General features: G+C 65.6%; 22 protein-coding genes and 1 tRNA gene. 20 read left to right on the forward strand and 3 right to left on the reverse strand.

All coding sequences use genetic code 11. From position 1 onward, the window contains the following. The first annotated feature begins 6 nt into the window (after window positions 1-6). The 7 genes from ACERLL_RS15760 (at window position 7) to ACERLL_RS15790 (ending at window position 7218) form a co-directional block, all read left to right on the forward strand. Entirely contained in the window at window positions 7-2658 is a 2652-nt protein-coding gene (locus ACERLL_RS15760) for a CBS domain-containing protein (RefSeq protein ID WP_373657062.1), read from the forward strand. Then, window positions 2651-3178 carry a 2-amino-4-hydroxy-6-hydroxymethyldihydropteridine diphosphokinase gene (folK, locus tag ACERLL_RS15765; RefSeq protein ID WP_373657063.1) on the forward strand — a complete coding sequence of 176 codons (528 nt, stop codon included), beginning with the start codon at window positions 2651-2653 and terminating at the stop codon, window positions 3176-3178. The genes ACERLL_RS15760 and folK overlap by 8 nt, the downstream gene beginning before the upstream one ends. Next, window positions 3175-3975 carry a 3-methyl-2-oxobutanoate hydroxymethyltransferase gene (gene panB / locus ACERLL_RS15770; RefSeq protein ID WP_373657064.1) on the forward strand — a complete coding sequence of 267 codons (801 nt, stop codon included), beginning with the start codon at window positions 3175-3177 and terminating at the stop codon, window positions 3973-3975. The genes folK and panB overlap by 4 nt, the downstream gene beginning before the upstream one ends. 18 nt (window positions 3976-3993) lie before the next feature. Beyond that, a complete protein-coding gene (gene panC / locus ACERLL_RS15775) occupies window positions 3994-4875 on the forward strand; it encodes a pantoate--beta-alanine ligase (RefSeq protein WP_373657065.1) in 882 nt (293 codons plus the stop codon). After that, on the forward strand, window positions 4866-5243 hold the full coding sequence (panD, locus tag ACERLL_RS15780; RefSeq protein ID WP_373657066.1) for an aspartate 1-decarboxylase: 378 nt from the start codon (window positions 4866-4868) through the stop codon (window positions 5241-5243). Before panC ends, panD begins: the two co-directional genes overlap by 10 nt. Before the next feature lie 50 nt (window positions 5244-5293). Continuing rightward, window positions 5294-6931, forward strand: a complete 1638-nt coding sequence (locus ACERLL_RS15785; protein WP_373657067.1) for an acetolactate synthase large subunit — start codon at window positions 5294-5296, stop codon at window positions 6929-6931. Window positions 6932-7133: 202 nt separating this feature from the next. Continuing rightward, a tRNA-Leu gene (locus ACERLL_RS15790) sits at window positions 7134-7218 on the forward strand. Between the two features lie 514 nt (window positions 7219-7732). Here the strand turns inward: ACERLL_RS15790 and ACERLL_RS15795 are convergent. After that, entirely contained in the window at window positions 7733-8335 is a 603-nt protein-coding gene (locus ACERLL_RS15795) for a hypothetical protein (protein ID WP_373657068.1), read from the reverse strand. A gap of 1024 nt (window positions 8336-9359) precedes the next feature. Between ACERLL_RS15795 and yajC the strand changes: the two genes are divergently transcribed. The 3 genes from yajC to secF are packed head-to-tail and all read left to right on the forward strand — an operon-like array spanning window position 9360 to window position 12479. Continuing rightward, window positions 9360-9698: a preprotein translocase subunit YajC gene (yajC, locus tag ACERLL_RS15800; RefSeq protein ID WP_373657069.1), complete on the forward strand. Its 339-nt coding sequence runs from the start codon at window positions 9360-9362 to the stop codon at window positions 9696-9698. Between the two features lie 9 nt (window positions 9699-9707). Continuing rightward, the gene (secD, locus tag ACERLL_RS15805; protein WP_373657070.1) at window positions 9708-11522 is read left to right on the forward strand and encodes a protein translocase subunit SecD; all 1815 of its coding nucleotides are present in this window, start codon (window positions 9708-9710) and stop codon (window positions 11520-11522) included. A gap of 3 nt (window positions 11523-11525) precedes the next feature. After that, the gene (secF, locus tag ACERLL_RS15810) at window positions 11526-12479 is read left to right on the forward strand and encodes a protein translocase subunit SecF (protein WP_373657071.1); all 954 of its coding nucleotides are present in this window, start codon (window positions 11526-11528) and stop codon (window positions 12477-12479) included. A gap of 108 nt (window positions 12480-12587) precedes the next feature. Here secF and ACERLL_RS15815 read toward each other — a convergent pair whose 3' ends face one another. Next, a complete protein-coding gene (locus ACERLL_RS15815) occupies window positions 12588-12788 on the reverse strand; it encodes a DUF2905 domain-containing protein (protein ID WP_373657072.1) in 201 nt (66 codons plus the stop codon). A gap of 86 nt (window positions 12789-12874) precedes the next feature. Next, window positions 12875-13228 carry a 4a-hydroxytetrahydrobiopterin dehydratase gene (locus ACERLL_RS15820; RefSeq protein ID WP_373657073.1) on the reverse strand — a complete coding sequence of 118 codons (354 nt, stop codon included), beginning with the start codon at window positions 13226-13228 and terminating at the stop codon, window positions 12875-12877. Between the two features lie 172 nt (window positions 13229-13400). Between ACERLL_RS15820 and ACERLL_RS15825 the strand changes: the two genes are divergently transcribed. From ACERLL_RS15825 to ACERLL_RS15870, 10 genes are all read left to right on the forward strand, one after another. Further along, on the forward strand, window positions 13401-14954 hold the full coding sequence (locus ACERLL_RS15825) for an NAD(P)H-hydrate dehydratase (protein ID WP_373657074.1): 1554 nt from the start codon (window positions 13401-13403) through the stop codon (window positions 14952-14954). Continuing rightward, on the forward strand, window positions 14938-15396 hold the full coding sequence (locus tag ACERLL_RS15830) for a CBS domain-containing protein (protein ID WP_373657075.1): 459 nt from the start codon (window positions 14938-14940) through the stop codon (window positions 15394-15396). Before ACERLL_RS15825 ends, ACERLL_RS15830 begins: the two co-directional genes overlap by 17 nt. 14 nt (window positions 15397-15410) lie before the next feature. Continuing rightward, on the forward strand, window positions 15411-15887 hold the full coding sequence (gene tsaE, locus ACERLL_RS15835) for a tRNA (adenosine(37)-N6)-threonylcarbamoyltransferase complex ATPase subunit type 1 TsaE (RefSeq protein WP_373657076.1): 477 nt from the start codon (window positions 15411-15413) through the stop codon (window positions 15885-15887). 94 nt (window positions 15888-15981) lie between these two features. Continuing rightward, window positions 15982-17187 (forward strand): N-acetylmuramoyl-L-alanine amidase, encoded by a 1206-nt coding sequence (locus ACERLL_RS15840; protein WP_373657077.1) that lies wholly within the window; start codon window positions 15982-15984, stop codon window positions 17185-17187. A gap of 67 nt (window positions 17188-17254) precedes the next feature. Further along, window positions 17255-19087 (forward strand): DNA mismatch repair endonuclease MutL, encoded by a 1833-nt coding sequence (mutL, locus tag ACERLL_RS15845; RefSeq protein ID WP_373657078.1) that lies wholly within the window; start codon window positions 17255-17257, stop codon window positions 19085-19087. 1 nt (window position 19088) lies between these two features. Beyond that, window positions 19089-20027 carry a tRNA (adenosine(37)-N6)-dimethylallyltransferase MiaA gene (gene miaA, locus ACERLL_RS15850; RefSeq protein ID WP_373657079.1) on the forward strand — a complete coding sequence of 313 codons (939 nt, stop codon included), beginning with the start codon at window positions 19089-19091 and terminating at the stop codon, window positions 20025-20027. Window positions 20028-20117: 90 nt separating this feature from the next. Then, window positions 20118-21374, forward strand: a complete 1257-nt coding sequence (gene hflK / locus ACERLL_RS15855; protein ID WP_373657080.1) for an FtsH protease activity modulator HflK — start codon at window positions 20118-20120, stop codon at window positions 21372-21374. Further along, window positions 21371-22246, forward strand: a complete 876-nt coding sequence (gene hflC, locus ACERLL_RS15860) for a protease modulator HflC (protein ID WP_373657081.1) — start codon at window positions 21371-21373, stop codon at window positions 22244-22246. The genes hflK and hflC overlap by 4 nt, the downstream gene beginning before the upstream one ends. 12 nt (window positions 22247-22258) lie before the next feature. Next, a complete protein-coding gene (locus ACERLL_RS15865) occupies window positions 22259-22453 on the forward strand; it encodes a DUF2065 domain-containing protein (RefSeq protein ID WP_373657082.1) in 195 nt (64 codons plus the stop codon). 146 nt (window positions 22454-22599) lie between these two features. After that, window positions 22600-24321 (forward strand): GspE/PulE family protein, encoded by a 1722-nt coding sequence (locus ACERLL_RS15870; protein WP_373657083.1) that lies wholly within the window; start codon window positions 22600-22602, stop codon window positions 24319-24321. Window positions 24322-24327 lie beyond the last annotated feature (6 nt).

A 24327-nucleotide genomic window follows, 5' to 3' on the forward strand; every position in this document is an offset into this window, starting at 1 on the left:
AGTGCCGTGAACCGCCAAACTCCGGTAGCGGTGGTCACCAGTCACCCCAATGCCGACCTCGATGCCCTGGGCTCCATGGTAGCGGCCGGCCATTTGGTGTCCGGGGCGGTTCCGGTGCTCGCCCAGGGCGCCGAACCGGCGGCGAACTGGCTGCTGCGCCACCTGGGTGACCAGGCTCCGCGGGTCCTGGACGCACGGGAGGTGGATGCCCGCGCGGTGGAAACCCTGGTGGTGGTGGATACCCGGGACCTGACACACCTGGGGCCCTTCTCCGAAATCGCCCGGGATCCCCGGCGGCGCCTGCTGGTGTACGATCATCACGGCGATGGCGCGCTCCCGGAGCACGCCGAGCTGATCGCCTCGCGGACCGGCTCCAACACCGCCGGCATGGTGGCTGCGCTGATCCGGAACGGCGTGCGTCTGACCCCGGCGGAGGCCACCGTGCTGGCGGCCGGCGTCTATGAAGACACCGGGATGCTCACCTTCGCGGGGGTGACCGACACCGATTTCGAGGCCGCCCGCTGGCTCCTGGATCAGGGGGCCGATCTCTCCCTGGTGGGGCGGCTCCTTCGCCAGGACCTTTCTCCCGCTCAGATCCATCTCCTCGATCAGCTGCTCGAGGCCGCCGAGCCGGTCAGCGGGCTCCGGCACGCCGTTCTCCTGGGCGCCGTGGCGGATCCGGGGGCGGTCCAGGATGCCGCCAACGTGGTGCAGCGGCTCATGGACAGCGTCGAGGCCGAGGCCTTTTTCGCCCTCATTCAGCAGGGGGCGCGGGTATTCGTCATCGCCCGAGCCCATCCGGGTGGCCCGGATGTGGGCCAGATTCTCGGGGAGCTGGGGGGAGGCGGCCACGGCCATGCCGCATCCGCCTCCCTGCCGGGTGTGCCCCTGGCGGAGGTCCGGGAGCAACTGGTGGAGGTGCTGACCCGGTTCCATGGACACCCGCAGACCGTGGGGGCCCTTGCCACCCGGCAGGTGCATTCGCTCCAGGGAGACCGGACCGTGACCGAGGCAGCGGAGCGCCTCGGCCGCTACCCTCTGGCCCGGATGCCGGTGGTGGATGATAACGGGCGTCCGATGGGCTGGGTGGATCAGACCATGCTTGCCCGGGCCCGGGCACACGGACTGGGGGAACAGCCCCTGGCGGAATACGTGGCGCCCCTGCCGGCCCTCGATCCCGATGAATCGATCCATGCCGCCGAGGGATGGATCCTCGACCGCGATTATCCGCTGGTGGCCGTGGTGGAGGAGGGCCGATTGGCGGGGATCCTGACGCGCTCGGACCTGATCCGCAATTGGCGGGAGGAGAGTCCGGAGCTTCCCGATCCGCTTCCGGCCGGGGAGCATGCCGGCAGCCGGCGCAACCTTTCCGGCCGAATGCGGGAAATGCTGCCGCGGGATGCAGTGACCGCCCTGGAGCGCCTCGGCGGGCTGGCCGCGGAGGCGGGGGAGCGGGCCTTTCTGGTGGGCGGTCTGGTACGGGATATCATACTGCACCGGCGCAACACCGATGTGGATGTGGTGGTGGAAGGCGCCGCCATCGATCTGGGCAACCGGTTCGCCCGGGAATACGGCTGGCACCTGCACGCCCACCAGCGGTTCGGGACCGCCGTGCTCCTCGGCCCGGAAGGGGAGCGCATCGACCTGGCCACCTCGCGCATCGAGCATTACCCCTACCCCGCGGCGCTGCCGGAGGTGGAGGCTGGCTCCATCAAGGCGGATCTGTTCCGCCGGGATTTCACCATTAACGCGCTCGCCGTGGAATTGGACGGGACGCGGTTCGGCCGGCTCCTGGACCTGTTCGGGGGGCTACAGGACATCCGCCAGGGAACGATCCGCGTGCTGCACAGCCTCTCCTTCGTGGAGGATCCCACCCGCATCCTGCGGGCCGCCCGCTTCGAGGCGGAGCTGGCGTTCCAGATCGACGCCCAGAGCCTGCGGCTGATCCGCAATGCGGTGGACCTTGAGCTGCCGGCCCGTCTTTCCGGGCACCGGTTGTTCCGGGAGCTGCGCTATCTTCTCGAGGCGGGGGGCGCAGTTGAAGGGGTCCGGCGGCTGGCTGGGCTCGGCATGCTCCGCTTCGTCCATCCCGCGTTGGAGGCTGAACGCGATGGGGCGGTGGAACGGGTGGAAGCGGGCCGGGACGTGCTGGATTGGTACCGGTTGCTTTTCCGGGAGGAAGCCCCCGTGCGCTGGAAGGTATTGCTTACCCTCCTGCTCTGGAAGCTCCCGCCCGAGGAGCTCGGGGATGCCCTGACGGGGTTCGAGGTGCGGTCGCGGGATGCCCATCGGATAACGGGGGACCGCAGGCGTGCCGACCGTTTCGAGCAAGCGGTCATCGGCGGCGCGGTGCGCGGCGAGGATCCGGCGGGGGTCTTCGAGCACCTGGAGCGGATTTCCCTGGAAATCGTGCTGGCCTTGATGGCGGTTACCGGACACGCCGGCGTCCGGGAGGCCATCAGCCATTACATCCAGCATTTGCGGGGGATACGAGGTGCCTTGAGCGGATCGGACCTCATCGAGCTGGGGGTGCCCCAGGGGCCGGAAGTGGGGCGCTGGCTGGAGCGTCTCGTGCGGGCCCGGGTTCGCGGGGAAGTGAACAGCGCCGAAGAGGAGCGGGAATTGGTGGTACGCACGGAAGGGCCGGTAAATGAGTGAGATATTCGTGGGACTCGGCAGCAATCAGGGGGATTCCCGGACCATCCTGCAGCAGGGACTGGCGCGCCTGGCGGAGGTGGTGCCGGGGAAATTGGCCCGCGTGAGCGGACTTTACCGGACGGGGCCCGTGGGCTACACTCAGCAGCCGGATTTTCTCAACGCCGTGGCCCTGTTCCACGGGGAGCCGCTGCCCGAGCAATGGCTGCAGCGGCTTTTGGACGTTGAAGCCGAGCTCGGCCGCCGCCGGGACGGGCCGAGATGGGGTCCGCGCAGTCTGGACCTGGACCTGTTGGCGGTGGATGACCGAACCTTGGAAACCGCCCATCTACTCCTCCCCCATCCTCGACTTAGCGAGCGCCGTTTCGTTCTGGTCCCCTGGGCAGAGATCGCTCCCGATTTCCGGCTTCCGGACGGTGAGCGCATCCGCGACCTGGAGCGGGCCTGCCCCGACGAGGGGCGCGTGGAGCTGGTAGAAGGGTCCGAATGGGCCGCAATTAGCCCGGAGAATGATCAAGCATGAGTGCCCTCACCGTCGACAATCTGCACAAGAGCCGGGATGGTCAGGAGCCCCTGGCAGCGATCACGGCCTATGACTATACCTTTGCCCGTCTGGCCGACGAGGCCGGTGTGGACATCCTGCTGGTGGGGGATACCGTGGGGATGGTGGTGCAGGGGGAATCCACTACGCTGCCGGTCACGCTGGACCAGATGGTCTATCACACGCGCTGCGTGACCCGAGGGCGCTCCCGGGCCCTGGTGGTGGCGGACCTGCCGTTCCGGGCCTACAAATCCAGCCCCGCCCAGGCCCTCGATAGCGCGACCCGGCTGATGGCCGAGGGCGGCTGTGAAATGGTGAAGCTGGAGGGCGGGGCGCCCATGGTTGAAACGGTGGCCTTTCTTCAGGACCGGGATATCCCGGTCATGGGACATCTCGGCTTGACTCCGCAGTCCGTCCATCAGTTCGGCGGTTTTCGAGTCCAAGGACGCGAGCCCGAGCGTGCCGCCGCGCTGGTGGAGGAGGCCATGGATATGGAGCAGGCCGGTGCCCGGGCGCTGTTGCTGGAGGCCGTGCCCCGGGACGTGGCCCGGCGGGTCACCGAATCCGTGAGCATCCCGGTGATCGGCATCGGTGCGGGCCGCGACTGTGATGGCCAGGTACTGGTATTGCACGACGCGCTGGGACTGTTCGAAGGCTTCCAGCCGCGGTTCGCCAAGCAGTACCTGGATGGGGCGGCCACGGTGCGCGAAGCCATCGGCAGCTTCTGCCAGGAGGTGCGCAGCGGAGCCTTCCCGACAAAAGAGCACAGCTTCGAGTAATCGGGGGCCTCCCCGCGCATGCATAGCGTCCATACTGTCGCACAGCTGCATGAAGTCCTGGCGGACTTCCGTCGTGCCGGGGACCGGGTAGCGCTGGTGCCCACCATGGGCAATCTCCACGCGGGCCATTTGGCCCTCGTGGAGCGTGCCCGAGAGCTGGCCGATCGGGTGGTGGTGTCCGTATTCGTGAATCCCGCCCAGTTCGCCCCGGGAGAGGACTTCGAGGAGTATCCCCGTACCCTTGAGGCGGACCGCGAGCGGCTGCTCGAGGCAGGGGTCGACGTCCTGTTCGCCCCTCGAACCGGGGAGATGTACCCGGATGGCGTGGGGGCCGTTACGGTGCGCGTGGATCGGGTCACCGAAGGGCTTTGCAGCGGCACGCGTCCGGATTTTTTCACCGGCGTGGCCACCGTAGTGACCAAGCTGCTGGTAGCCGCGCGTCCCGATTGGGCGGTGTTCGGGAAGAAGGATTACCAGCAATGGGTCACCGTCCGGCGCCTCGTCCGGAACCTGTTACTGGACGTGGAGATCGAGGCGGTCCCGGTGGTCCGTGAGGAGGACGGGCTGGCCCTGAGCTCGAGGAACCGGTACCTCTCCAGCGCGCACCGGGAGATGGCGTCGGGCCTGTACCGTGCCCTGCGGACGGCTGTGCGGACCGGAGAGAATGAGAACCTCGATGCCCGGGGCGTGGAACGGGAGGCCTGGACAATGCTGGAGGCGGCCGGTCTGGACCCCGAATACACGGAAGTGCGCCGGCGGGGGGACCTGGAGACTGTGACCGATCTCCAGGGGCCCCGGGTCCTGCTCGCCGCGGCGCACTTGGGGGGAACTCGTTTGATCGATAACCTGGAATTCGGATCGCCTGATAGAACGCTGGAGGATAGCGGGTCATGCAGGTAACGCTGCTCAAGAGCAAGATCCATCGCGCCACAGTTACCGATGCGGATCTGGAGTACGAAGGCAGCTGCGCTATCGACGCCGATCTGCTGGATGCCAGTGGGCTGTGCGAGTATGAAAGAATCGAGATATACAACATTACCAACGGCGAGCGGTTCGCCACCTACGCGATCCGCGGCGAGCGGGGCTCGGGGGTCATCTCCATGAACGGAGCCGCGGCCCACAAGGCCTCCGTGGGGGACCTGGTAATACTTTGCGCATATGCCGGCATGGCGATGGAAGAGGCCCGGGAGCACGAGCCCCGGATCGTATGGGTGGACGGAGAGAATCGGATCCGCAAGACCCAGGGCAATCCGGAGCAGGCTGCCTGAGGCATCGCCGACTTTCCATCGAGCCGGCCACGGGAGATGGATAGGCCTCGATGAATAGCGCCGAATGCCTGGTCACGTGTCTGGAAAACGAAAATACGCGGTTCGTCTTCGGCTTGCCCGGTGAGGAGACCCTCGCCGTGTACGAGGCGCTCCGGGAAAGCTCCATCCGGGTGGTTACCTGCCGCCACGAGCAGGGGGCGGCCTTCATGGCCGATGTCTATGGCCGCCTCACGGGGGACCCGGGTGTCTGCCTCTCCACACTGGGCCCCGGGGCCACCAATCTGATCACCGGTGTGGCCGATGCGGACCTCGACCGGGCCCCCCTGGTGGCCATTACCGGCCAAGCCAGCCTGGACCGGACCCACAAGGAGTCTCATCAGTACCTGGATCTGGTTTCGCTGTTCCAGCCCATCACGAAATGGAACGCCCAGATCAAGCGGGGCGAAGTTGTCCCGGAGATGGTCCGCCACGCCTTCCGGGAGGCCTCCCTGGAGAAGCCCGGCGCCACCCACCTCGACCTTCCGGAGGATGTCGCGGATTCCCCGGTTCGGGCCGACGCCACTCCCTTGCCCTCCCAGCCGCTGCCTAAGCCCGAGCCGCCCATGCCGGAGCTGGAGCAGGCGGCGGACTTCCTCTCCCGCAGCCGCAACGCGTTGATACTGGCCGGCAATGGCGTGATCCGCGCCGGTGCCTCCAACGCCCTGCGCTATTTCGCCCGCAGCCTGAACATTCCCGTGGCCCATACCTTCATGGCCAAGGGTGTCTTTCCCTACAACGATCCCCTGGCCATCATGACCGCGGGCATCCAGGCCCGGGACTACGTGGCCTGCGGATTCGAGGCCGCGGACGCCATTGTGTGCGTGGGCTACGACGCCACCGAATATGCACCCAAGAGCTGGAATCCGAACCGCGAGAAGCCCATCCTGCATATCGCGCAGACGCCGGCGGAGCTGGATTCCCACTACACCACCGAAGTGGAGGTGGTGGGGGACCTGGAGAGCGCACTGAATTACCTGGCGGAAGCGGTGGCTCCCCGCGCTGACAATATCATTCCCCAGCTCCACGATCCGGTCATGCGCGAGCTGCGCGCCTACAACGAAGACACTTCGGTGCCCTTCAAGCCGCAGCGGGTGCTCTGGGACCTGCACCGGGTCCTGGACCCGCGCGATATCGTGGTTTCCGACGTGGGGGCCCACAAGGTATGGGTGGCCCGCATGTTCCCGTCCTCGGTGCCCAATACCTGCCTGATCAGCAACGGCTTCGCCTCCATGGGCATCGCTCTGCCGGGGGCCATCGCCGCCAAGCTTACTCGCCCGGAGCGTCGGGTTGTGGCTGTGGCCGGGGATGGCGGCGCCTTGATGAACATCCAAGAGATGGAAACCGCCGTGCGCCTGGGCACGCCCTTCGTTCTGCTGGTGTTCACCGACGGACAGTACGGCCTGATCGAGTGGAAGCAGCAGCGCCGCTACGGGCATTCCACGGAGGTGGGCTTCGGCAACCCGGATTGGGTCCGCTTGGCGGAGAGCTTCGGTGCCTACGGGGCGCGGGTTCAAGCAAGCGAGGAGCTGCGACCCGCGCTGGAGTGGGCGGTGAACCAGGACCGGCCGGTGGTGCTGGAGGTTCCGGTGGATGCCCGGGAGAACCTGAAGCTCACCGAGCATTTGGGGGATCTGGTCTGTCCCATATAGGGGCAGATCCTCCCGGAGATGGTACCGGAGGGCGGATGCGAACTGGAACGGGCGAAGCCCGGCGGATGTTGATGCTCTTTTCTCAAAGGGAAAGCTGATATATTTCCGCTTCTTGGGCGGGTATCGGGTATGGATTGAAGGCGACCTCCCGTACTTGGGTGGGCTCCGGGAAGATGATATTCTGTTTCCCGTTCGTCGAGATGGCCGGGTGGCGGAACTGGTAGACGCGCTCGACTCAAAATCGAGTGGGCTTGCCCGTGTGGGTTCGACTCCCACCCCGGCTACCATTCCTTTGGCTGACGAATCTCCCTTGCTCATTCTCGGTCAGCGCGCCCGCATCGTTCCCCGGTTTCCCCAGGCTTCCTCTTCCGATGTCCGCCCCTTAGGAATACACTCCTGAGGCCCGGGCTCACTCGGAAGCAGCTCCCCATCCTGCCAGCACGCCCTTCGCATCGTGACCGGATCTTCGTAGGTGCAAATGGCCATATCGGACGCACCCCGGGCGCGATGAGGTTCCAGAAGGTCGCCGGGAACGGGTTCGGAATGGGATATCCGGTGCCCACTTAAAGGGGTTTTAGAAGGGTTAGGGGCGTCATTTCCCGGACGGCATCCCCTGTCCAGCTTGTCGAATGCCTCTAGTAGAAATGATGAAGTACCGGGCTGCCTTCGGTGGAAAGCACGGTTAATGGAGGCCGGTAGCGGGTTGAGAGGCGGATCAGGGGGGAAGCTCCGCTCGCGTAGCTTCCCCTCCGACCCGGTTTAAGTTCTCTTGGAGGCTTCGAATACCTCTTCTGAGTCCTTTCAGAAGGTGAAATTCAAGCCCACCCCCCACTCGGAGACCGAGTCGGTAGTGGTCGTCCAGGTATGATGCACGTCGTTTACCATGGCTTTATCCGTATGTTCCAAGCTGCTGAACCAGTAGCGATAGCCGACCTCCAGCTCCAGGAAGTCGAATAGGGGGAACAGAACGCTGGCCTCCGGACCATAGATCCATCCTTCCATTTCCATATCGTCCACAACCTCCTGCTGGGCGGTCTCATAGGTGAGCTCGAAAATGCCCGCAGTGGCCCCCAGGGCGATTTTTACATTCGGGAGAGGGGGGAATGGGATCAGGTAATTGTAATGAAGCGATTTCAAACCGATCTCGGAGGTGTCATGACCGGTGTCAGCGGAGTGAAACATCCCGTAAATGCGATGCTTTTCCCAGACGTATCCGAGGCGGAGATTCCTAGTTCTGGAGTGCTCTCCAGCAGAAACCTTATCGTAGGAATAGGCCGTCTTGGATTCTACGGTGGTTTTATCGTGCATGGAGCCGATCTCCCCGCCGACAAAAACACCCGCGCTTGCCGGTAGGGAAAGCGCCAGAGAGAAGAGGGTATAAGACACGGCCGCTAGATGCTTCATTCATCGTCCTCAAGTGGGGCGACTACCTCACTGGAGCCTGGAGGCTCCAGGCGGGCAATTCGCATGGGGTTTTACGGACTCGTGCCAATGGTTCGCTGGACTCCAATATGCTTGCCCCACCCGGGCAAGCTCTCAGGTACGGGTTTACCCACCGGCCTGAAACTGAATGGAGCGTCCTCCTCCATCCCGGTTGGCTCTACATACGAGACCAAGGGCGCATTCGTGGTCTCCTCCGAGGGGGCGGAACCTGAAAACCCCCTGTGTCTTCTTCCGGATGGGAGGGAGCTTCGCGGCCTTCTCGGGGAGCTGAGCCTTCCGTGGTGGGACGCGGATTGGGGCTCCCACGTTGAGCGCATGTCGCCCTGGATGTGGCGGGTCTCTATCTGGAGTGGTCAGGGAGGGTGGAGGCCGGTCTTCAGAACCGTGTACACGAAGTCGCGTCTGTCCTCGACGCGGTGATAATGCCACAGCCACCCGCGCCCTTCACGCATTCTTGTCGGTGAATTCCATCGATATTTTGGTCATCCCGGGGTCCGCGCCCATGATGTCCAAAAAGGCCCGTTGAGTCTTACAACTAAGGGGAAGGGCCCACTTATGAAGGGGCGAAATCGCGTCGAACCTGCGATGGGGCTGATCAAGGTGGCTTTCGCCGCGGTCCCGAGTGACAGAGGAGGCTCATGCCAGCCAGTGGATGGTCTGTTCGGGGTGGTCGAAGCGTCCGCGTGATCATGGGGTGTCTTGGGCTGGATTGATCGAGTCTGGGAAGGAAGATAGATTAGATTTCGGGTCCGCCGCGTATACCAATTTCGTCGCTCAGCACACCCGAGCTGCCTTCTAGCGCCTCTTTCCCGGTGAGGGTCAATGTGCTGGCCTGCAGGGCCATTTATCATTCCCACTGCCTGCCACCGTGGTTCCGGGCTCCACATTCACGTATTCCTGGGGCGTGAAGTCCAGGAATGATTTGGATTTCGGGCCTTCGACCGCTACCATTGCCAGCTTGACCGCATTACCTAAGGAGTCGTAGATGCCGCAATCAATCCAGTGGATCAGCACGGCCCACGCCCAGGCCGCTGGCGGCGCGGAGGGGCCGGGATTTGTGGCCACTCTGGTGCCCTTGATCCTGATATTCGTCATTTTCTATCTGCTGATCATTCGGCCGCAGAGCAAGCGGATGAAGCAGCACCGTGAGATGGTCCGCAATCTGGAAAAGGGCGACGAGGTGGTGACCGGCGGCGGCTTCTACGGTCGGGTAGTCCGGGTCAATGACGAGTCGGTGACCGTGGAGCTCGCCGAAGGGGTACGGGTGAAGGCTCAGCGCGAAAGCATCCAGACCGTGCTCCCCAAGGGTTCCCTTAAGGACTGATTGCCCGCCATGAACCGTTACCCCCTCTGGAAATACTGGATGATAGCCGGCGCCATCCTGCTGGCTTTTCTCTACGCCGTTCCCACGCTGTTCGGCACCGATCCGGGGCTCATGGTTACCCCCACCCAGGGCCAGGCCAAGCAGGGTGCCTCGGTGGAACGGGTAAAGAGCGCCCTGGAGGAAGCCGGGATCCAATATCGCGCCCTCGATAAGCGCAAGCGCGGCGTGGCGGTCCGGTTCGACACGGATCAGACCCGGGATCGTGCCCGGGATCTGCTCCAGAAGCGCCTGGAGAATTACGCGGCGGGTCCCATGCGGCTGTCCGCCGTTCCCGGCTGGCTGCAGGCCGTGGGCGGGAAGAACATGAACCTTGGGCTGGACCTCCGGGGCGGCGTGCATCTGCTTATGGAGGTGCAGGTCAACAAGGCCATCCAGCGGGCCTACGAGCGTTACGTGGACGAGCTGCGCACCGCCTTCCGGGAGGAGGAGGTGCGTTATCGGGCCGTACAGATGGTGGGGGCCCAGGAGGGGCGGTTCCTCCAGCTGAAATTCGATAGTGCCGCGGCGGCGGAGCAGGGCGCGCAGGTCCTCCAGAATCAATACAGCGAGCTGAGCGTTTCCCCCAGTGACAGCGGGCCGCGCTTCCTGCAGGCGCAGCTCACCAGCCAGGAGCAGGAGCGCCTTCGGGACTGGGCGGTGGAGCAGAGCCTGACCACCATGCGCACCCGGGTGAACCAGCTCGGCGTCTCCGAGCCGGTGATCCAGCGCCAGGGCCAGCGGCGAGTGGTGGTGCAGCTTCCCGGAATCCAGGATACCGCCCGCGCCAAGGAGGTCATCGGCTCCACCGCGCAGCTGGAGTTCAAGCTCGTGGACAAGGAGCACAGCGTGCAGCAGGCCCTCGAGGAGGGCGCGCCGCCTGGCTCTGAAGTCTTCTACGGGCGCCAGAACGGCGAGCCGTATCTTCTGGAGAAGCGGACGGTCCTCTCCGGGGAGTTCATCACCGACGCCCGGGCCGGCTTCAGCCAACAGACCAACCAGCCCCTGGTGCACGTGAGCTTCGACGCCAAGGGGGCCCGCCTCTTCGGTCGGCTCACCGGGAATAACGTGGGCGACCGGATGGCCATCCTTCTGGACGAGGAGGTGATTACCGCTCCGGTGATTCAGGAACGGATCGGCGGCGGACGCGCCCAGATCACGGGCATGGCCACCCCCGAAGAGGCCCACGACGTCGCCCTGATGCTGCGCGCCGGTGCGCTTCCGGCCCCGGTGAAGGTGGTCGAGGAGCGCACGGTGGGTCCGACCCTGGGGCAGGACTCCATAGAGCAGGGTCTGAACTCCATCGTCATCGGCTTCCTGCTGGTGGTGGCCTTCATGGCCGTGTACTACCGCCTGTTCGGACTGGTCGCCAATGTGGCCCTGGTGCTGAACCTGGTGTTCATCGTGGCGGTGATGTCCCTGCTCCAGGCCACCTTGACCCTTCCGGGCATTGCCGGAATCGTCCTCACCGTCGGCATGGCGGTGGATGCCAACACCCTGATATTCGAGCGCATCCGCGAGGAGATCCGGGTCGGCAACACCCCGCATGCGGCCATCAGCTCCGGCTACGGCAAGGCCCTGTCCACCATCGCCGACGCCAATATCACCACCCTGATTGCCGCCCTGGTGCTTTTCCAGTTCGGCAGCGGACCGGTGAAGGGCTTCGCGGTCACCCTGTCGGTGGGCATCCTGACCTCCATGTTCACGGCGATCATGGTTACCCGGGCCATCATCAACCTTTCCGTGGGCCGCCGCCGGCTCACCCGGATTTCCATCGGGGAGAGCTGACGCATGCATCTCGTACCCCAAGACACCCATCTGAACTTCCTGGGCCACCGCAACAAGGCCTTCGTCTTCTCGGTGGTGCTACTCCTGGTGGCCGTGGGCAGCCTGGTATTCCGGGGCCTGAACTTCGGCATCGATTTCACGGGCGGAACGCTCGTGGAAGTGGCCTATAGCGAGGCCGTCTCCGTCGGGGAAGTGCGCGCGGACCTGCACGAGGCCGGCTTCAATCAGGCCGTTGTGCAGACCTTCGGCGCGCCCACCGACATCCTGGTCCGGGTCCCAACCGCCAACGGCCGCGACACCGCCAGCGTATCCAGCGGCATCCTGAACGCGCTCCGCTCCGGTGCGGGGGAGGGGGGCTCCGTGGAGATGCGGCGGGTTGAGTTCGTCGGTCCACAGGTGGGCGAGGAATTGGCCAAGCAGGGCCTCATGGCCATGCTCTACGCCCTGATCGGCATCCTGATCTACGTGGCCTGGCGCTTCGAGCTCCGCTTCGCGGTGGGCAGCGTGGCCGCGCTGCTGCATGACGTGGTGATCACGCTGGGCGTGTTCTCCGTGACCGGCCTGGAATTCGACCTGCCGGTGGTGGCGGCGATACTGGCCGTGATCGGCTACAGCCTCAACGACACCATCGTGGTGTTCGACCGTATCCGCGAGAATCTGCGCAAGATGCGCAGGGCGGATACCGAGGAGGTTATGAACGAGAGCGTCAACCAGACTATGGCTCGAACGGTGGTCACCTCCACCACGACTCTGCTGGTGCTGCTGTCGTTGTTCTTCCTCGGGGGCGCGGTGATCCACGGGTTCGCCACTGCCCTGATCACCGGCGTGATAATCGGTACCTACTCCTCCATTTTCGTCGGCGCCCCGCTTGCCCTCATCCTGGGCGTTTCCCGCGGGGACCTCATGGGACGCAAACCGTCCGAGGAGCCGGAGGCTGGGGAAGCCCATGGCCCCTGAGCTGTTCTTTCCGAGCGCGGTACGCAGCTCGGCCGTGGGGCTTTGAGTCCTCTATGGCAATGTGGTTATATCGGCAAGATATCGCGGCCCTCCCCCGGAGGGCCGTTTTTATTTGCGGAACAGCCAGATCAGCAAGGATATGAGGATGCTTACCAGGATGGAGGTGGTGAGGGGGAAATAGAAATGCAGGTTATCCCGGTGAATGACGATGTCCCCGGGAAGTTGGCCGAGTCCGGCCTTCTGGAGCAGGGGCCACAGGATCCCCACCAGGATCAGGACGGCGCCGAGGAGGATCAGGAAACGGGACATGGCGTTCGCTCCGCGGAAACGGACCTGAACGGAGAAGCCCGGCCCGATTGGCGGGCCGGGCTCCCATGCGCCTGGAAAAGGGGCGTTCAGGCCTGCAGCTTGTCGATCTTCGCCGCCAGGATGAAATCGTTCTCGGAAAGGCCACCGATGGCATGGGTGGTCAGCTGCACCACCACCTTGCCGTAGCCCACCTCCAGATCGGGGTGGTGGCTCTCTTCCTCGGCGACATCCTTGATCCGGTTCACCAGATCCACCGCCTCCACGAAGTCCTTGAGCTTATACCCCTTCTTGATCCTGCGGTTGTCGGCGGTGATCGCCCAGGGCTGCTTCTGGGCCTCGGGAGTATCGTTGAGCTCCCCGAGCATGGATTCGGCTTCTTGCTCGGATAGGGGGTCCACGCCGCCCTCGCAGGGTGCGCAGTGCTTCTGTACCAGTTCCATGAGGATACACTCCATCGACACGGGCATATTGCTGCCCGGGACGGTCGGGATCGGGTTGCAATTATTCGGGAACAGTTATCATTCGGTGGGCTGGGGGTCAAACGGGGGCGCTTTTGGCGGCCCACGCGATGCCGTACCCTGAAATCGTAGCGTATTCCGAAGGACAAGAAACGTGGAAGAACGCCTCTACACCGCAGAGGAAGTACGAAGGCTGGATCAGGCCGCGATGAATGGCGGGATTCCCGGTCTGGTGCTCATGGAGCGGGCCGGAGAGGCCGTGGCGGCGGCCATCGAAGCGCATTGGCCCGATTGGCGCCGATTCCGCGTCGGCGTGCTGGCGGGCGGCGGCAACAACGGCGGCGATGGCTACGTGGTGGCGCGGCGCCTGCGAGAGCTGGGCGGAGCCCCGGAGCTTATCGCCGCCGCCGACCCCGGTCGGCTTCGCGGTGATGCCGCCCATGCGGCGGAACGGTGGCGGGACGCCGGAGGCGATGTGCACTCCGTCCCCGATACGCTGGCGGGCTACGACCTGCTGGTGGACGCCCTTCTGGGAACCGGTTTGGACCGGGAGGTGCGCTCGCCGTACCGGGAGCTCATCGAGGAGGCCGCGGCCTGCCCAGCGCCGGTGGTGGCCGTTGACATTCCCTCGGGATTGAATGCGGACACGGGACGTGTGCTCGGCGCAGCCGCGCCCGCCGAGGTTACGGTGACCTTCGTGGGTCTGAAGCGGGGGCTCTTTACCGGCGACGGCCCCGGGATCGTAGGGGAGGTGCGCTATGAGGGGCTGGGCATTCCGGAGGCGATCCGCTCCGAGGTGCCGGTTAACGGCCGGCGGCTTACGGTCGGGCCCCTCCGCCAGGAGCCTCGGCCCGCCAACGCCCACAAGGGGCATTTCGGTCGCGTAGTGGTGGCCGGCGGGGCCCCGGGCACCACGGGGGCCGCCGTGATGGCGGGATGGTCCGCACTGCGGTCCGGAGCCGGATGGGTGGTATGCTGCCTGCCGCCGGAGACTTCGCCCCTGGCAACCGCGCACCGGCCGGAGCTCATGACCGCGGTCTGGGATCCGGAGGCCGGTTTGCCGGCGGAGCTGGGGGGCGGCGGGGCCGTGGCGGTGGGCCCAGGACTGGGACGGTCCGATGCGGCCCGACGGGTGCTGGAGGCCGCGCTGGCGCGCCCGGTTCCGCTGGTGATCGATGCCGACGGACTGAGCCTGCTGGCGGAGCACGATGGGCTGCGCGACGCCCTGGACCGCCGCGGCGAACCGACGGTGCTGACGCCCCACCCGGGTGAAGCGGCTCGACTGCTGGGATGCGATTCCGGAAGCATCCAGGAGGACCGTTTCGGCTCGGCCCGCCGGATCACGGAAAAGTATAATGCGGTGTGCTGCTTGAAAGGGGCGGGTACCATCATTCAGGCCCCCGACGGACAATATGCTGTCAGCCCAACCGGCAATCCCGGGATGAGCATGGCCGGACAGGGGGATATCCTCACCGGTGTCCTGGCGGCGCAGCTGGCGCAGAATGGCGGAGCCCCCTTGCTTGCGACCTGCCGCGCCGTCTGGGCGCACGGCCGGGCGGCGGATCGGGTGGCGCAGGAGCGCGGCCCCTTCGGGTACGCGGCCACGGAGTGCGCCGATGCGCTTCCGGGCGTATGGCGGGAGCTGACCAATTACCAGGGCCATGAGCCCAACAGGCCAAAGCGGAGAGATCATGCCCAAGGCAAGTGAGATCATGACCCCCGACCCGGTGACGGTGACCGAAGCGACCGGGGTGCAGGAAGTGGCGGAGGTGCTGCTGGAAAGCCATCACCACGGCGTCCCGGTGGTTGACGAGGAGAACCGGCTGGTGGGCCTGGTGACCGATTCCGATCTGGTGGACAGCAACAAGCGGATCCATCTGCCCACCATGATCACCATCCTCGACACCATGATTCCCATATCCGGCTTCAAGCAGTACGAGGAGGACCTGCGCAAGGCGACCGCCACCACCGCGGGGGACTTGTGCACCCGCAACGTGGACTATGTCAGCCCGGAGGCGGACCTGTCCGCCGTGGCAACGCTACTTTCCGAGCACCATATCCATATCGTGCCGGTTCTGGACCAAGACCAGAAGCTACTGGGTATCATCACCAACACGGACATCATCCGGGCGCTCGGCCGCCGGGGGTAGGCGCGTTGGAAGTGGTGCGGCGAATCACCGGGGAGTCGGGCCAGGAGGCCTTCGGGGAGCGATTGGCCGGATTCCTGCGTCCCGGCACGGTGATTCATCTACGGGGCGAAATCGGCTCCGGAAAGACCACCCTGACCCGCGGACTGCTGCGGGGCCTTGGAATCCGGGCCCCCATAAAGAGTCCCACCTATACCCTGGTGGAACCGTATGAAGGGTATGCGGGGCCGGTTTATCATTTTGATCTGTATCGGTTGTCCGATCCGGAAGAGTTGCAATTTTTCGGCGCGGAAGAGTACTTTTCCCCAAGATCCATTTGTATTTTGGAATGGGCGGAGCGGGCCGGGGATGTCCTGCCTTCTCCCGACATAATTGTTGATACCGAATACCTGGATGCGGAGAGCCGAACGGTTCGTCTGGCGGCCCATTCCGCCGCCGGCGGCTCCTTGCTCGACGCATTCTCCGGGGACGGCGGAGATACCGATGCATACTAGGCTCCGGGGCCGAATCCTAGGATATACCCTTATACTGGTAATTCTTTCCCTGTGGTCCCTTGCGGCTTCGGGGAGCACGGTTAGGGATATCCGCATGTGGACGGCCCCAGACCATACCCGGTTGGTGCTGGATCTGAACGGCAAGGTGGATTATCGGCTATTCCGGTTGAAGGATCCCGCGCGCGTTGTGGTGGATCTGGAAGGCACGCGTAGCCGGGCGGGCACGGAGGATCTGGAGCTTCCCGATCCCGTCCTCCACTCCGTTCGGACCGGGTACCCCGAGCGAGGTACCTTCCGGGTGGTCATGGACCTGAAGCAGGATGTCCGTCCCAAGACGTTCCAGCTCCAGCCCCATGGCAGACACGGCCACCGGCTCGTCATCGATCTCTATCGGAAGAACGGCGGCGAGCGCCGTGTGGCGCGGGCCCTGGAACGGACCGAGGCCCATGAGCTCCTGGTGGCCGTGGACGCCGGACACGGCGGGGAGGATCCCGGCGCACTCGGTCCGGGCGACCTGCAGGAAAAGGACGTGGTCCTGGACATCGCCAAGCGCCTGGCCCGGTCCATCAACGACCAGCCGCAGATGCGGGCATTCCTCACCCGCAAGGGGGACTACTTCCTCGAGCTTCAGGAGCGGGTGAAGATGGCCCGCGAGGCCAATGCGGACCTGTTCATATCCGTGCACGCGGACGCCTTCCGCAACCCGGACGCGCGCGGAGCCTCGGTGTATGCCCTTTCCAGGAAAGGGGCCACCGACGAAGCCGCGGCTTGGCTCGCTCGCAGCGAGAACCGGGCCGACCTGGCGGGCGGCGTGGACCTAGGCGAGGTGGACGAGGTGGTGGCCTCTGTGCTGCTCGATCTTTCCCAGACCGCTACCATCAGCGACAGTCTCTCCCTGGGAAGCAGCATCCTCGAGCAGCTGGACAATTTCGCCCACCTGCACCGCGGCAAGGTCGGTCAGGCGCCCTTCCGCGTCCTAAAATCCCCGGACATCCCCTCGATCCTGGTGGAGACTGGTTTTATCTCCAACCATGCCGAAGCCCGGCGGCTCCAGAAATCCAGCTATCAGAGTCGAATCGCGGAAGCCGTGGCCGAAGGGAGTGCCAATTTCCTGGAGCAGCGGGACCTGCAGCCCACGGTGGCGCGTACCCCAAGTCCCGTGGAGGAGTATACGGTGCAAAAGGGTGATACCCTCTGGTCCATAGCCCAGCAGCACCGCACCAGCGTGGCGAGCCTGAAGGAGGCCAACGATCTGGAGGGCACCACGCTCTTGGTGGGCAGGGAGCTGGAGATTCCCTGAGGCCTCCCTAAAGCCCATCCGCCAAGTCCTCAGCCCCGTTCGGGGCCCTTCTTCGTGCCAGGTAGTCATGCCTATACGTCAGCTCCCCGAGCAGCTCGCCAATCAGATTGCCGCCGGCGAGGTGGTGGAACGTCCGGCCTCCGTGGTAAAGGAGCTGGTGGAGAACAGCCTCGACGCCGGAGCCGATCGCATCCGCGTGGAGGTTGAGCGCGGCGGGAGCAGTCTGATCCGGGTACGCGACAACGGTTTCGGCATGGACGCCGAGGACGCGCCCCGGGCCCTGGCGCCGCACGCCACCAGCAAGCTGCGCGAAGCCGGCGATCTGGGCCGTATCGCTACCCTCGGATTCCGCGGCGAGGCGCTACCCAGCATCGCGTCCGTGTCGCGGCTCACCCTCACCACCCGTCGGTCCGCGGAGACCGAGGGCGTGGAGGTCGCGCCGGGGGGCGAGGGTCCGCGCATGGAGCCCGCTGCCCACCCGCCGGGAACCACCGTCGAGGTCCGGGATCTGTTCTACAACACTCCGGCACGCCGCAAGTTCCTGCGAACGGAGAAGACGGAGTTCGGCCATATCGCCGAGGTGGTCCGCCGCGCAGCTCTGGGCGCAATGGATACCGCTTTCACCCTGGCGCACAACGACCGCGTTCATTTCCAGCTTCCCGCCGTGGAGGCCTGGGACGATTCCGAGCGGCGCGTTGCCCGGCTGCTGGGCGAGCAGTTCGCCCGGAACGCCGTGCATATCGTGCAGGACAGCGGCGATGGCCTGCGGCTCTCGGGCTGGGTGATTCTTCCCACCGCCGCCCGCGGCCAGCGGGATCAGCAGTATTTCTTCGTCAATCGTCGGCCGGTGCGGGACCGTCTGCTCGGCCATGCCGTGGCGGAGGCCTATCGCGACGTCCTTTTCCAGGACCGGTATCCGGCCTATGCCCTGTTCCTGGAGATCGATCCGGAAGAGGTGGACGTCAACGTCCACCCCACCAAGCATGAAGTACGCTTCTCCGACGGGCGACGCATCCACGCCTTCATCCGGCATGCCTTGGACGAAGCCCTGGGCGCGGTGCGTCCGGAGACAGCCCGGGATAAGCCGCCAGCTCAGGATCCGGCACCTGCGGCCGATCGGGGTGCCACGCCCCGTTCGGAATCTTCCCGGGCCGGCGATGCGGCGCACCAGGGCCAGCTCGGCCTGCGCGAGGCGCCGGCCGCCTACTCGGCCCTCTACGGGCAGCCCGCCTCGGAAGGCCGGGGAGAAGAGTCGGCACCCCGGACCGCCTCAGCGCCCGGGCCCCTCCCGTACGAAGCCGGAGAGGCGGGGGGGACGCCTCCCCTGGGGCACGCGCTGGCCCAGATCCACGGGGCGTTCATCCTTTCCCAGACCCCGGATGGGGTGGTCATGGTGGATCAGCACGCTGCCCACGAGCGGATCACCTATGAGCGGCTGAAGCGGGACTTTCACGACCGCGGCATCGATCGCCAGGCGCTGCTCGTTCCGGTAACCGTCCCCCTTACGGAGCGCCAGATGGTGGTGCTGGAAGAGGAGGGCGAGGTCCTGGAGCGCCTGGGGATCCGCGCGGATGCTGCCGGGCCCCGGCAGGCCTTGATCCGCGAGGCCCCGGCCCTCCTCCTCGAAGCGGACCTCGGCGCGCTCCTGGAGAAAACCCTGGATACGCTCGCTCGCTACGGCTCCGGCGCCCCGGTTACCGAGGCGGCCAACGAGATCCTCGCCGAGATGGGCTGTCACGGCTCGGTGCGGGTCAATCGTCGCCTAAGCCGGGAGGAGATGGACGCCCTGCTCCGGGAGCTGGAGCAAACGGAGCGTGGGGGGCAGTGCAACCACGGCCGGCCCACCTATGTTCACCTGTCCATGAATGCCCTGGACCGCTTCTTCCTGCGCGGGGAGTGAAGTGGGAGGAAGATGCGCACTGTTCCTCCTGGGGGCCACCGCCACCGGCAAGACGGAGCTGGCACTGGCCCTCGCCGACCGTTTTCCGGTCGCCCTGATCAACGCGGATTCCGCCCAGATCTATCGCGGAATGGACGTGGGTACCGCCAAGCCCCCTCCGGAGGTCCGCAAGCGCTATCCCCATGCCCTCATGGATTTCCGGGATCCCAACGAGCCCTTCTCCGCCGGGGAGTACGCCCGCTCCGCCCGCGAGGCAGCGGAGAACGCTTTCGCCCGGAACCGGGTACCACTGCTGGTGGGCGGCACCGGCTTGTACTTCAGCGCCTTCGCCCGGGGCCTCGCCGATCTCCCGGAAGCCGACCCGGACCTTCGGGCTCGATTGCGGGACGAGGCCGATGCCCGGGGCTGGCCGGCCCTGCACGAGCGCCTGCACCGCCTGGACCCGGAAGCGGCCGATCGCATCGACCCCGGGGATGCCCAGCGCATCCAGCGGGCCCTGGAGGTCCACGCGGTCACCGGAAGGCCCATCACCGAGCTGCAGAAGGAGAGCGGGCTCCCTCCCGTGGGATACCCCATCCTTCGCCTGGGTCTGTGGCTGCCCAAAGAGGAGATATGGCGCCGGGTCGAGCAGCGCTTCCGGCGCATGCTGGAGGGAGGGCTGATCGAAGAGGCACGTGCCCTTCTAGCGGCCGGGGTGGACCCCGACAGTCCTGCCTTCCGCTCGGTGGGATACCGGCAGGCGCGGGAATACCTGCAGGGCGCGAGGGACCGGGAAGGGCTGCTGGAAGCCGGGGTGGTGGCGACCCGGCGGCTGGCCAAGCGCCAGCGCACATGGTTCCGCAAGGAGCCGGAGGTGGAATGGTTCCGTCCCGGGGAGGTGGAGGCTGTGGCGGAGCGCGTTCGATCTTTCCTGCAGTCCCGGGGCTGGGCAGGGGTATAGGAGCGCCTTGTCCTTGGCCGCTTTCCCCCCTAAACTGCCCCGTTCCACTAGCTTAGTAATGTAACTGATGGCCACTTCAGGAGGTTGAACGTGGCATGGAATGAGCCCGGCGGCCCCAACAAGGGAGGCGACAAGAACCCCTGGGGGCAATGGGGCGGTGGTGGCGGTGGTGGCAACAACCAGCAGCCCCCCGACCTCGACGAGATTATCCGCAAGCTGAAGGCCAAATTCGGCGGCTCCTCCGGAGGAGGAGGCGGCGGGGGCCTGTTCGGTGCCGGTGGTCCGAGCTTCAGCGGCAAGGGAATCGCGCTGATCGTGGGCATCGCGCTGGTGCTGTGGCTGGCCAGCGGGATCTACGTCGTCAATCCCGACGAGCAGGGTGTTGTGAAGCGGTTCGGCTATCACACCATCACTACCGAGCCGGGATTGCATTACCACCTGCCGTGGCCCATCGAGACCGTGCTCACCCCCAAGGTGACGCAGGTTCGCCGTCTGGAGATCGGCTTCCGGGACCGGCCCGGGCAGCAGGACTCCATGCACGTGCCCAAGGAAGCCCTGATGCTTACCGGGGACGAAGCCATCGTGGACCTGCAGTTCGCGGTGCAGTACCACATCTCTGATGCGGCGAAGTACCTGTTCAATGTCAAGGATCCCGACAAAACGGTCCGCGAGGCGGCGGAGACTGCAATCCGCGAAGTGGTTGGCCAGCGGCCCATCGATGACGTTCTGACCAAGGCTCGGGCGGAGGTCGCCCAGGCGACGCAGGGCCTGATGCAGAGCATATTGGATGGCTATGGCGTGGGCCTGCAGGTGGACGAGATCGCCCTGCAGAGTGCCCAGGCGCCGGAGCCGGTGCGGCCCGCGTTCCGGGACGTGATCAGCGCCCGGGAGGATCGCGCCCGTGCGGTGAACGAGGCCGAGGCCTACTCCAACGACATCCTGCCGCGCGCCCGCGGTCAGGCGGAGCGGATTCTCCAGGAGGCGCAGGGCTACGAGGCCCGGGTGGTGAACGAAGCGGAAGGCAGCGCCGCGCGTTTCCGCGACGTCTATCAGGAGTACAAGGGCGCGCCCGAGATCACCAGCAAGCGCCTCTATCTGGAGACCATGGAGCAGGTCCTGCAGAACAGCCAAAAGGTTCTGGTGGACGTTCCCGAGTCCGGGAACCTCATGTACCTGCCGTTGCAGGAAGCCCTCAGGAAGAATAAGGGCGGGGACGCTTCCCAGGCCCAACAAGGCAATAGCGGCCAAGCCTCCAGCCAGAACGGCAACCGCGCCAGCCGAACCGAGGAAGTCCGGCGGCAGTTCGAGCAGCGCCTTGAGCGGATCCGGCGGGGAGAGAACCAATGAACCGTATCGCTGGAATAGCAATCGCCGTGGTCCTGGTGCTCGGCGCCATCATCGCGGCCTTCAGCCTCTTTACCGTTGACGAGACCGAATCCGCCCTGGTGCTGCAGTTCGGTGAGCCCCGGGCCTCCGTGACGGAGCCCGGCCTGCACGTCAAGCGGCCTTTCGTGCAGAACGTCAAATATTTCAACGCCCAGGTCCTGGATTTCGATGACCAGGCGCGGACCTACGTGACCAGCGACAAGAAGAACCTGATCATCGACGCCTACTCCAAGTGGCGAATCGTCGAGCCCCTGCGGTTCTACATCACCGTACAGAACACCATGTCGGCGCGTAGCCGACTGGGCGACCTGATCCGCTCCAATCTCCGGGAGGAGATCGGTAAGCGGAATCTGCAGCAGACCGTTTCCGGCGAGCGACGCCAGGTGATGGAGAACCTGACGCAGGCGGTGAGCAAGCAGGCGGAAACGATGGGTATCGAGGTGCTCGACGTGCGGATCAAGCGCACGGACCTGCCCCAGGAGAACGAGCAGGCGGTCTACGACCGCATGGCCGCCGAGCGGGAGCGGGAAGCCCGCGAGTACCGGGCGGAGGGCGCCGAGCAGGCCGAGGAGATCATGGCCACCGCCGACCGCAAGCGGTCGGAGATCCTGGCCCAGGCACGCCGTAAGGCCGAAGAGGTCAAGGGTCAGGCCGACGCCAAGGCCACCAAGATCTACAACAGCGCTTACAGTCTGGATTCCGAGTTCTTCGCCCTCTACCGGAGCCTGCAGGGCTACCAAAGGGCCTTCACGGGCGACGAGCTGATGGTCCTCAGCCCCGAATCGGAGTTCTTCAAGTTCTTCAAGCGATCCGAAACCAAGCCCAAGCAGTAAAACGGTCCTAACGTGTGGCAGGAACTGCTGTCCGCAATCGCCCTGGTGATGGTCCTGGAGGGGCTTCCGTACTTCATCAGCCCCTCCGCCATGCGCCGGGCGCTGGCCCACCTGTTTACCCTTCCGGACCACGTGCTGCGCGGCACCGGACTGACACTGATGGTGATCGGTGTCGTCCTGCTATTCATGGTTCGCAAGCTGCTGTAGGAGCCGGCCCGGGTGCCTTGGCTTTCATCCCCCTTCCGGAGCTGCGAAGGGGCGGAGCGGTCCTCCTCCCTGCAGGCATCGGTTAGTAGTAAGGCTGGGCACACCGCGGGCTCGGCCCTTTCCAGTCGCTACGGGGAGCCGTTCCCTTGGCCAAGTTGAAGAAAATCCGGCTGGGCGATCTGCTCGTCCAGGAAGGCATCATTTCCGAGGCCCAGCTCGGGGAAGCGCTCCGTATCCAGAAGGAGAGCGGCAGGAAGCTGGGACAGATCTTCGTCGAGCAGAATCTGATCAGCGAGAAGAAGCTGCTCGCCTTCGTGGCCGATCAGCTCGACATCGACCACATCGACCTCTCCCAGTACCGACTGGATTCCGAGGCCGCCCAGGCCCTCTCCGAAGCCCAGGCGCGCCGTTTCCGGGCCCTTCCCCTGAAGAGAAAAGCGAACGGCGAATACCAGGTGGCCATGGCCGATCCCACCAACATCATGGCCGTGGACCGTCTCGAGCGCATACTCGGCGCCGAGGTGGAGCCGGCCGTGGTGGCCGAGGAGGCCCTCCTGCGCGCCCTGGACCGGGTCTTCACCCACAACCAGGAGATGAGCTCCCTGGCCGACGAGATCGGCGACGAGCTGGGAGCCGACGAGGGGCAGGGCCTCCTGGAGGTCCGTCCCGGGTCCGAGGACGCCCCGGTAGCGCGTCTCATCAATACCCTGTTCACCCAGGCCGTGCGCTCGGGGGCTTCGGATATCCACGTGGAGCCGGACGAGAACGCACTGCGCATCCGCATCCGCCTGGACGGGGTGCTTCAGGAGCAGATGAAGGCGGAGCGGCGCGTGGCCAGCGCCGTGATCTCGCGGCTCAAGCTCATGGGCGAGCTGGACATCGCCGAACGACGGCTTCCCCAGGACGGCCGGTTCCAGATCACCGTGGAGGGCCATCGGATCGATGTCCGGCTTTCCACCATGCCCACCAGCCACGGAGAGGCCGCGGTGATGCGGCTCCTGGATCAGTCCGCCGGACTGATCGGCCTGGCGCAGCTGGGCATGGACGAGCCGGTCCGCGAGCGCTTCCAGCACCTGATCCGGGCGCCCCACGGCATCGTCCTGGTCACGGGGCCCACCGGTTCCGGAAAGACCACCACGCTCTATGCCGCCCTCAAAGCGATCAACGATATCGGGCAGAAGATCATCACGGTGGAGGACCCCGTCGAGTATCAGCTGCCCCTGATCAACCAGGTGCAGGTCCGCCCCCAGATCGACCTGACCTTCGCCCGGGTGCTGCGCTCTGTACTCCGTCAGGATCCGGACACGGTCATGGTGGGTGAGATCCGGGACCACGAAACCGGCAGCATCGCCATCCGGGCCGCGTTAACGGGGCATCTGGTATTTTCCACGCTGCATACCAACGATGCCCCCAGCACCGCCACACGCCTGATCGACATGGGCGTGGAGCCCTTCCTGGTGGCCTCCAGCCTGCGCGGCGTGGTGGCACAGCGGTTGGTGCGGCGGATCTGCGAGAGCTGCAAGGAGGCCGAGCACCCCTCGGAAACGGTGCTCGCGGGGCTGCGCGTGGACCCCGCCGAGGCGGCAGGCATCACCTTCTATCACGGCACGGGCTGCGCCGAGTGCAACAACACCGGCTACCGCGGCCGGGTTGGTCTCTATGAGCTCATGGAAGTGGACGGCCGGGTACGGGACGCCATCGGCCGCAATGACCGCCAGGCCCTGGATCGGGCCCTGGAGCGGCAGGACTCCCACAAATCCCTGCGGGAATCCGGTCTGGAAAAGGTACGGGCCGGGGTGACCAGTCTGGAAGAGGTGCTCCGGGTCACGGCGGAGGATCGGGAAATGGCCGAGCCGGGCACGGTCTGATCGCCG

The sequence above is a fragment of the Thiohalorhabdus sp. Cl-TMA genome, from assembly GCF_041821045.1.
In the GTDB taxonomy this organism is placed as follows: Bacteria; Pseudomonadota; Gammaproteobacteria; order Thiohalorhabdales; family Thiohalorhabdaceae; genus Thiohalorhabdus; species Thiohalorhabdus methylotropha.

Coding starts and splice junctions, on each gene's coding strand:
- folK (WP_373657063.1), top strand. CDS start 2,651: ATGAGTGAGATATTCGTGGGACTCGGCAGCAATCAGGGGGATTCCCGG.
- panB (WP_373657064.1), top strand. CDS start 3,175: ATGAGTGCCCTCACCGTCGACAATCTGCACAAGAGCCGGGATGGTCAG.
- panC (WP_373657065.1), top strand. CDS start 3,994: ATGCATAGCGTCCATACTGTCGCACAGCTGCATGAAGTCCTGGCGGAC.
- panD (WP_373657066.1), top strand. CDS start 4,866: ATGCAGGTAACGCTGCTCAAGAGCAAGATCCATCGCGCCACAGTTACC.
- ACERLL_RS15785 (WP_373657067.1), top strand. CDS start 5,294: ATGAATAGCGCCGAATGCCTGGTCACGTGTCTGGAAAACGAAAATACG.
- ACERLL_RS15795 (WP_373657068.1), bottom strand. CDS start 8,335: ATGAAGCATCTAGCGGCCGTGTCTTATACCCTCTTCTCTCTGGCGCTT.
- yajC (WP_373657069.1), top strand. CDS start 9,360: ATGCCGCAATCAATCCAGTGGATCAGCACGGCCCACGCCCAGGCCGCT.
- secD (WP_373657070.1), top strand. CDS start 9,708: ATGAACCGTTACCCCCTCTGGAAATACTGGATGATAGCCGGCGCCATC.
- secF (WP_373657071.1), top strand. CDS start 11,526: ATGCATCTCGTACCCCAAGACACCCATCTGAACTTCCTGGGCCACCGC.
- ACERLL_RS15815 (WP_373657072.1), bottom strand. CDS start 12,788: ATGTCCCGTTTCCTGATCCTCCTCGGCGCCGTCCTGATCCTGGTGGGG.
- ACERLL_RS15820 (WP_373657073.1), bottom strand. CDS start 13,228: ATGGAACTGGTACAGAAGCACTGCGCACCCTGCGAGGGCGGCGTGGAC.
- ACERLL_RS15830 (WP_373657075.1), top strand. CDS start 14,938: ATGCCCAAGGCAAGTGAGATCATGACCCCCGACCCGGTGACGGTGACC.
- ACERLL_RS15840 (WP_373657077.1), top strand. CDS start 15,982: ATGTGGACGGCCCCAGACCATACCCGGTTGGTGCTGGATCTGAACGGC.
- mutL (WP_373657078.1), top strand. CDS start 17,255: ATGCCTATACGTCAGCTCCCCGAGCAGCTCGCCAATCAGATTGCCGCC.
- hflC (WP_373657081.1), top strand. CDS start 21,371: ATGAACCGTATCGCTGGAATAGCAATCGCCGTGGTCCTGGTGCTCGGC.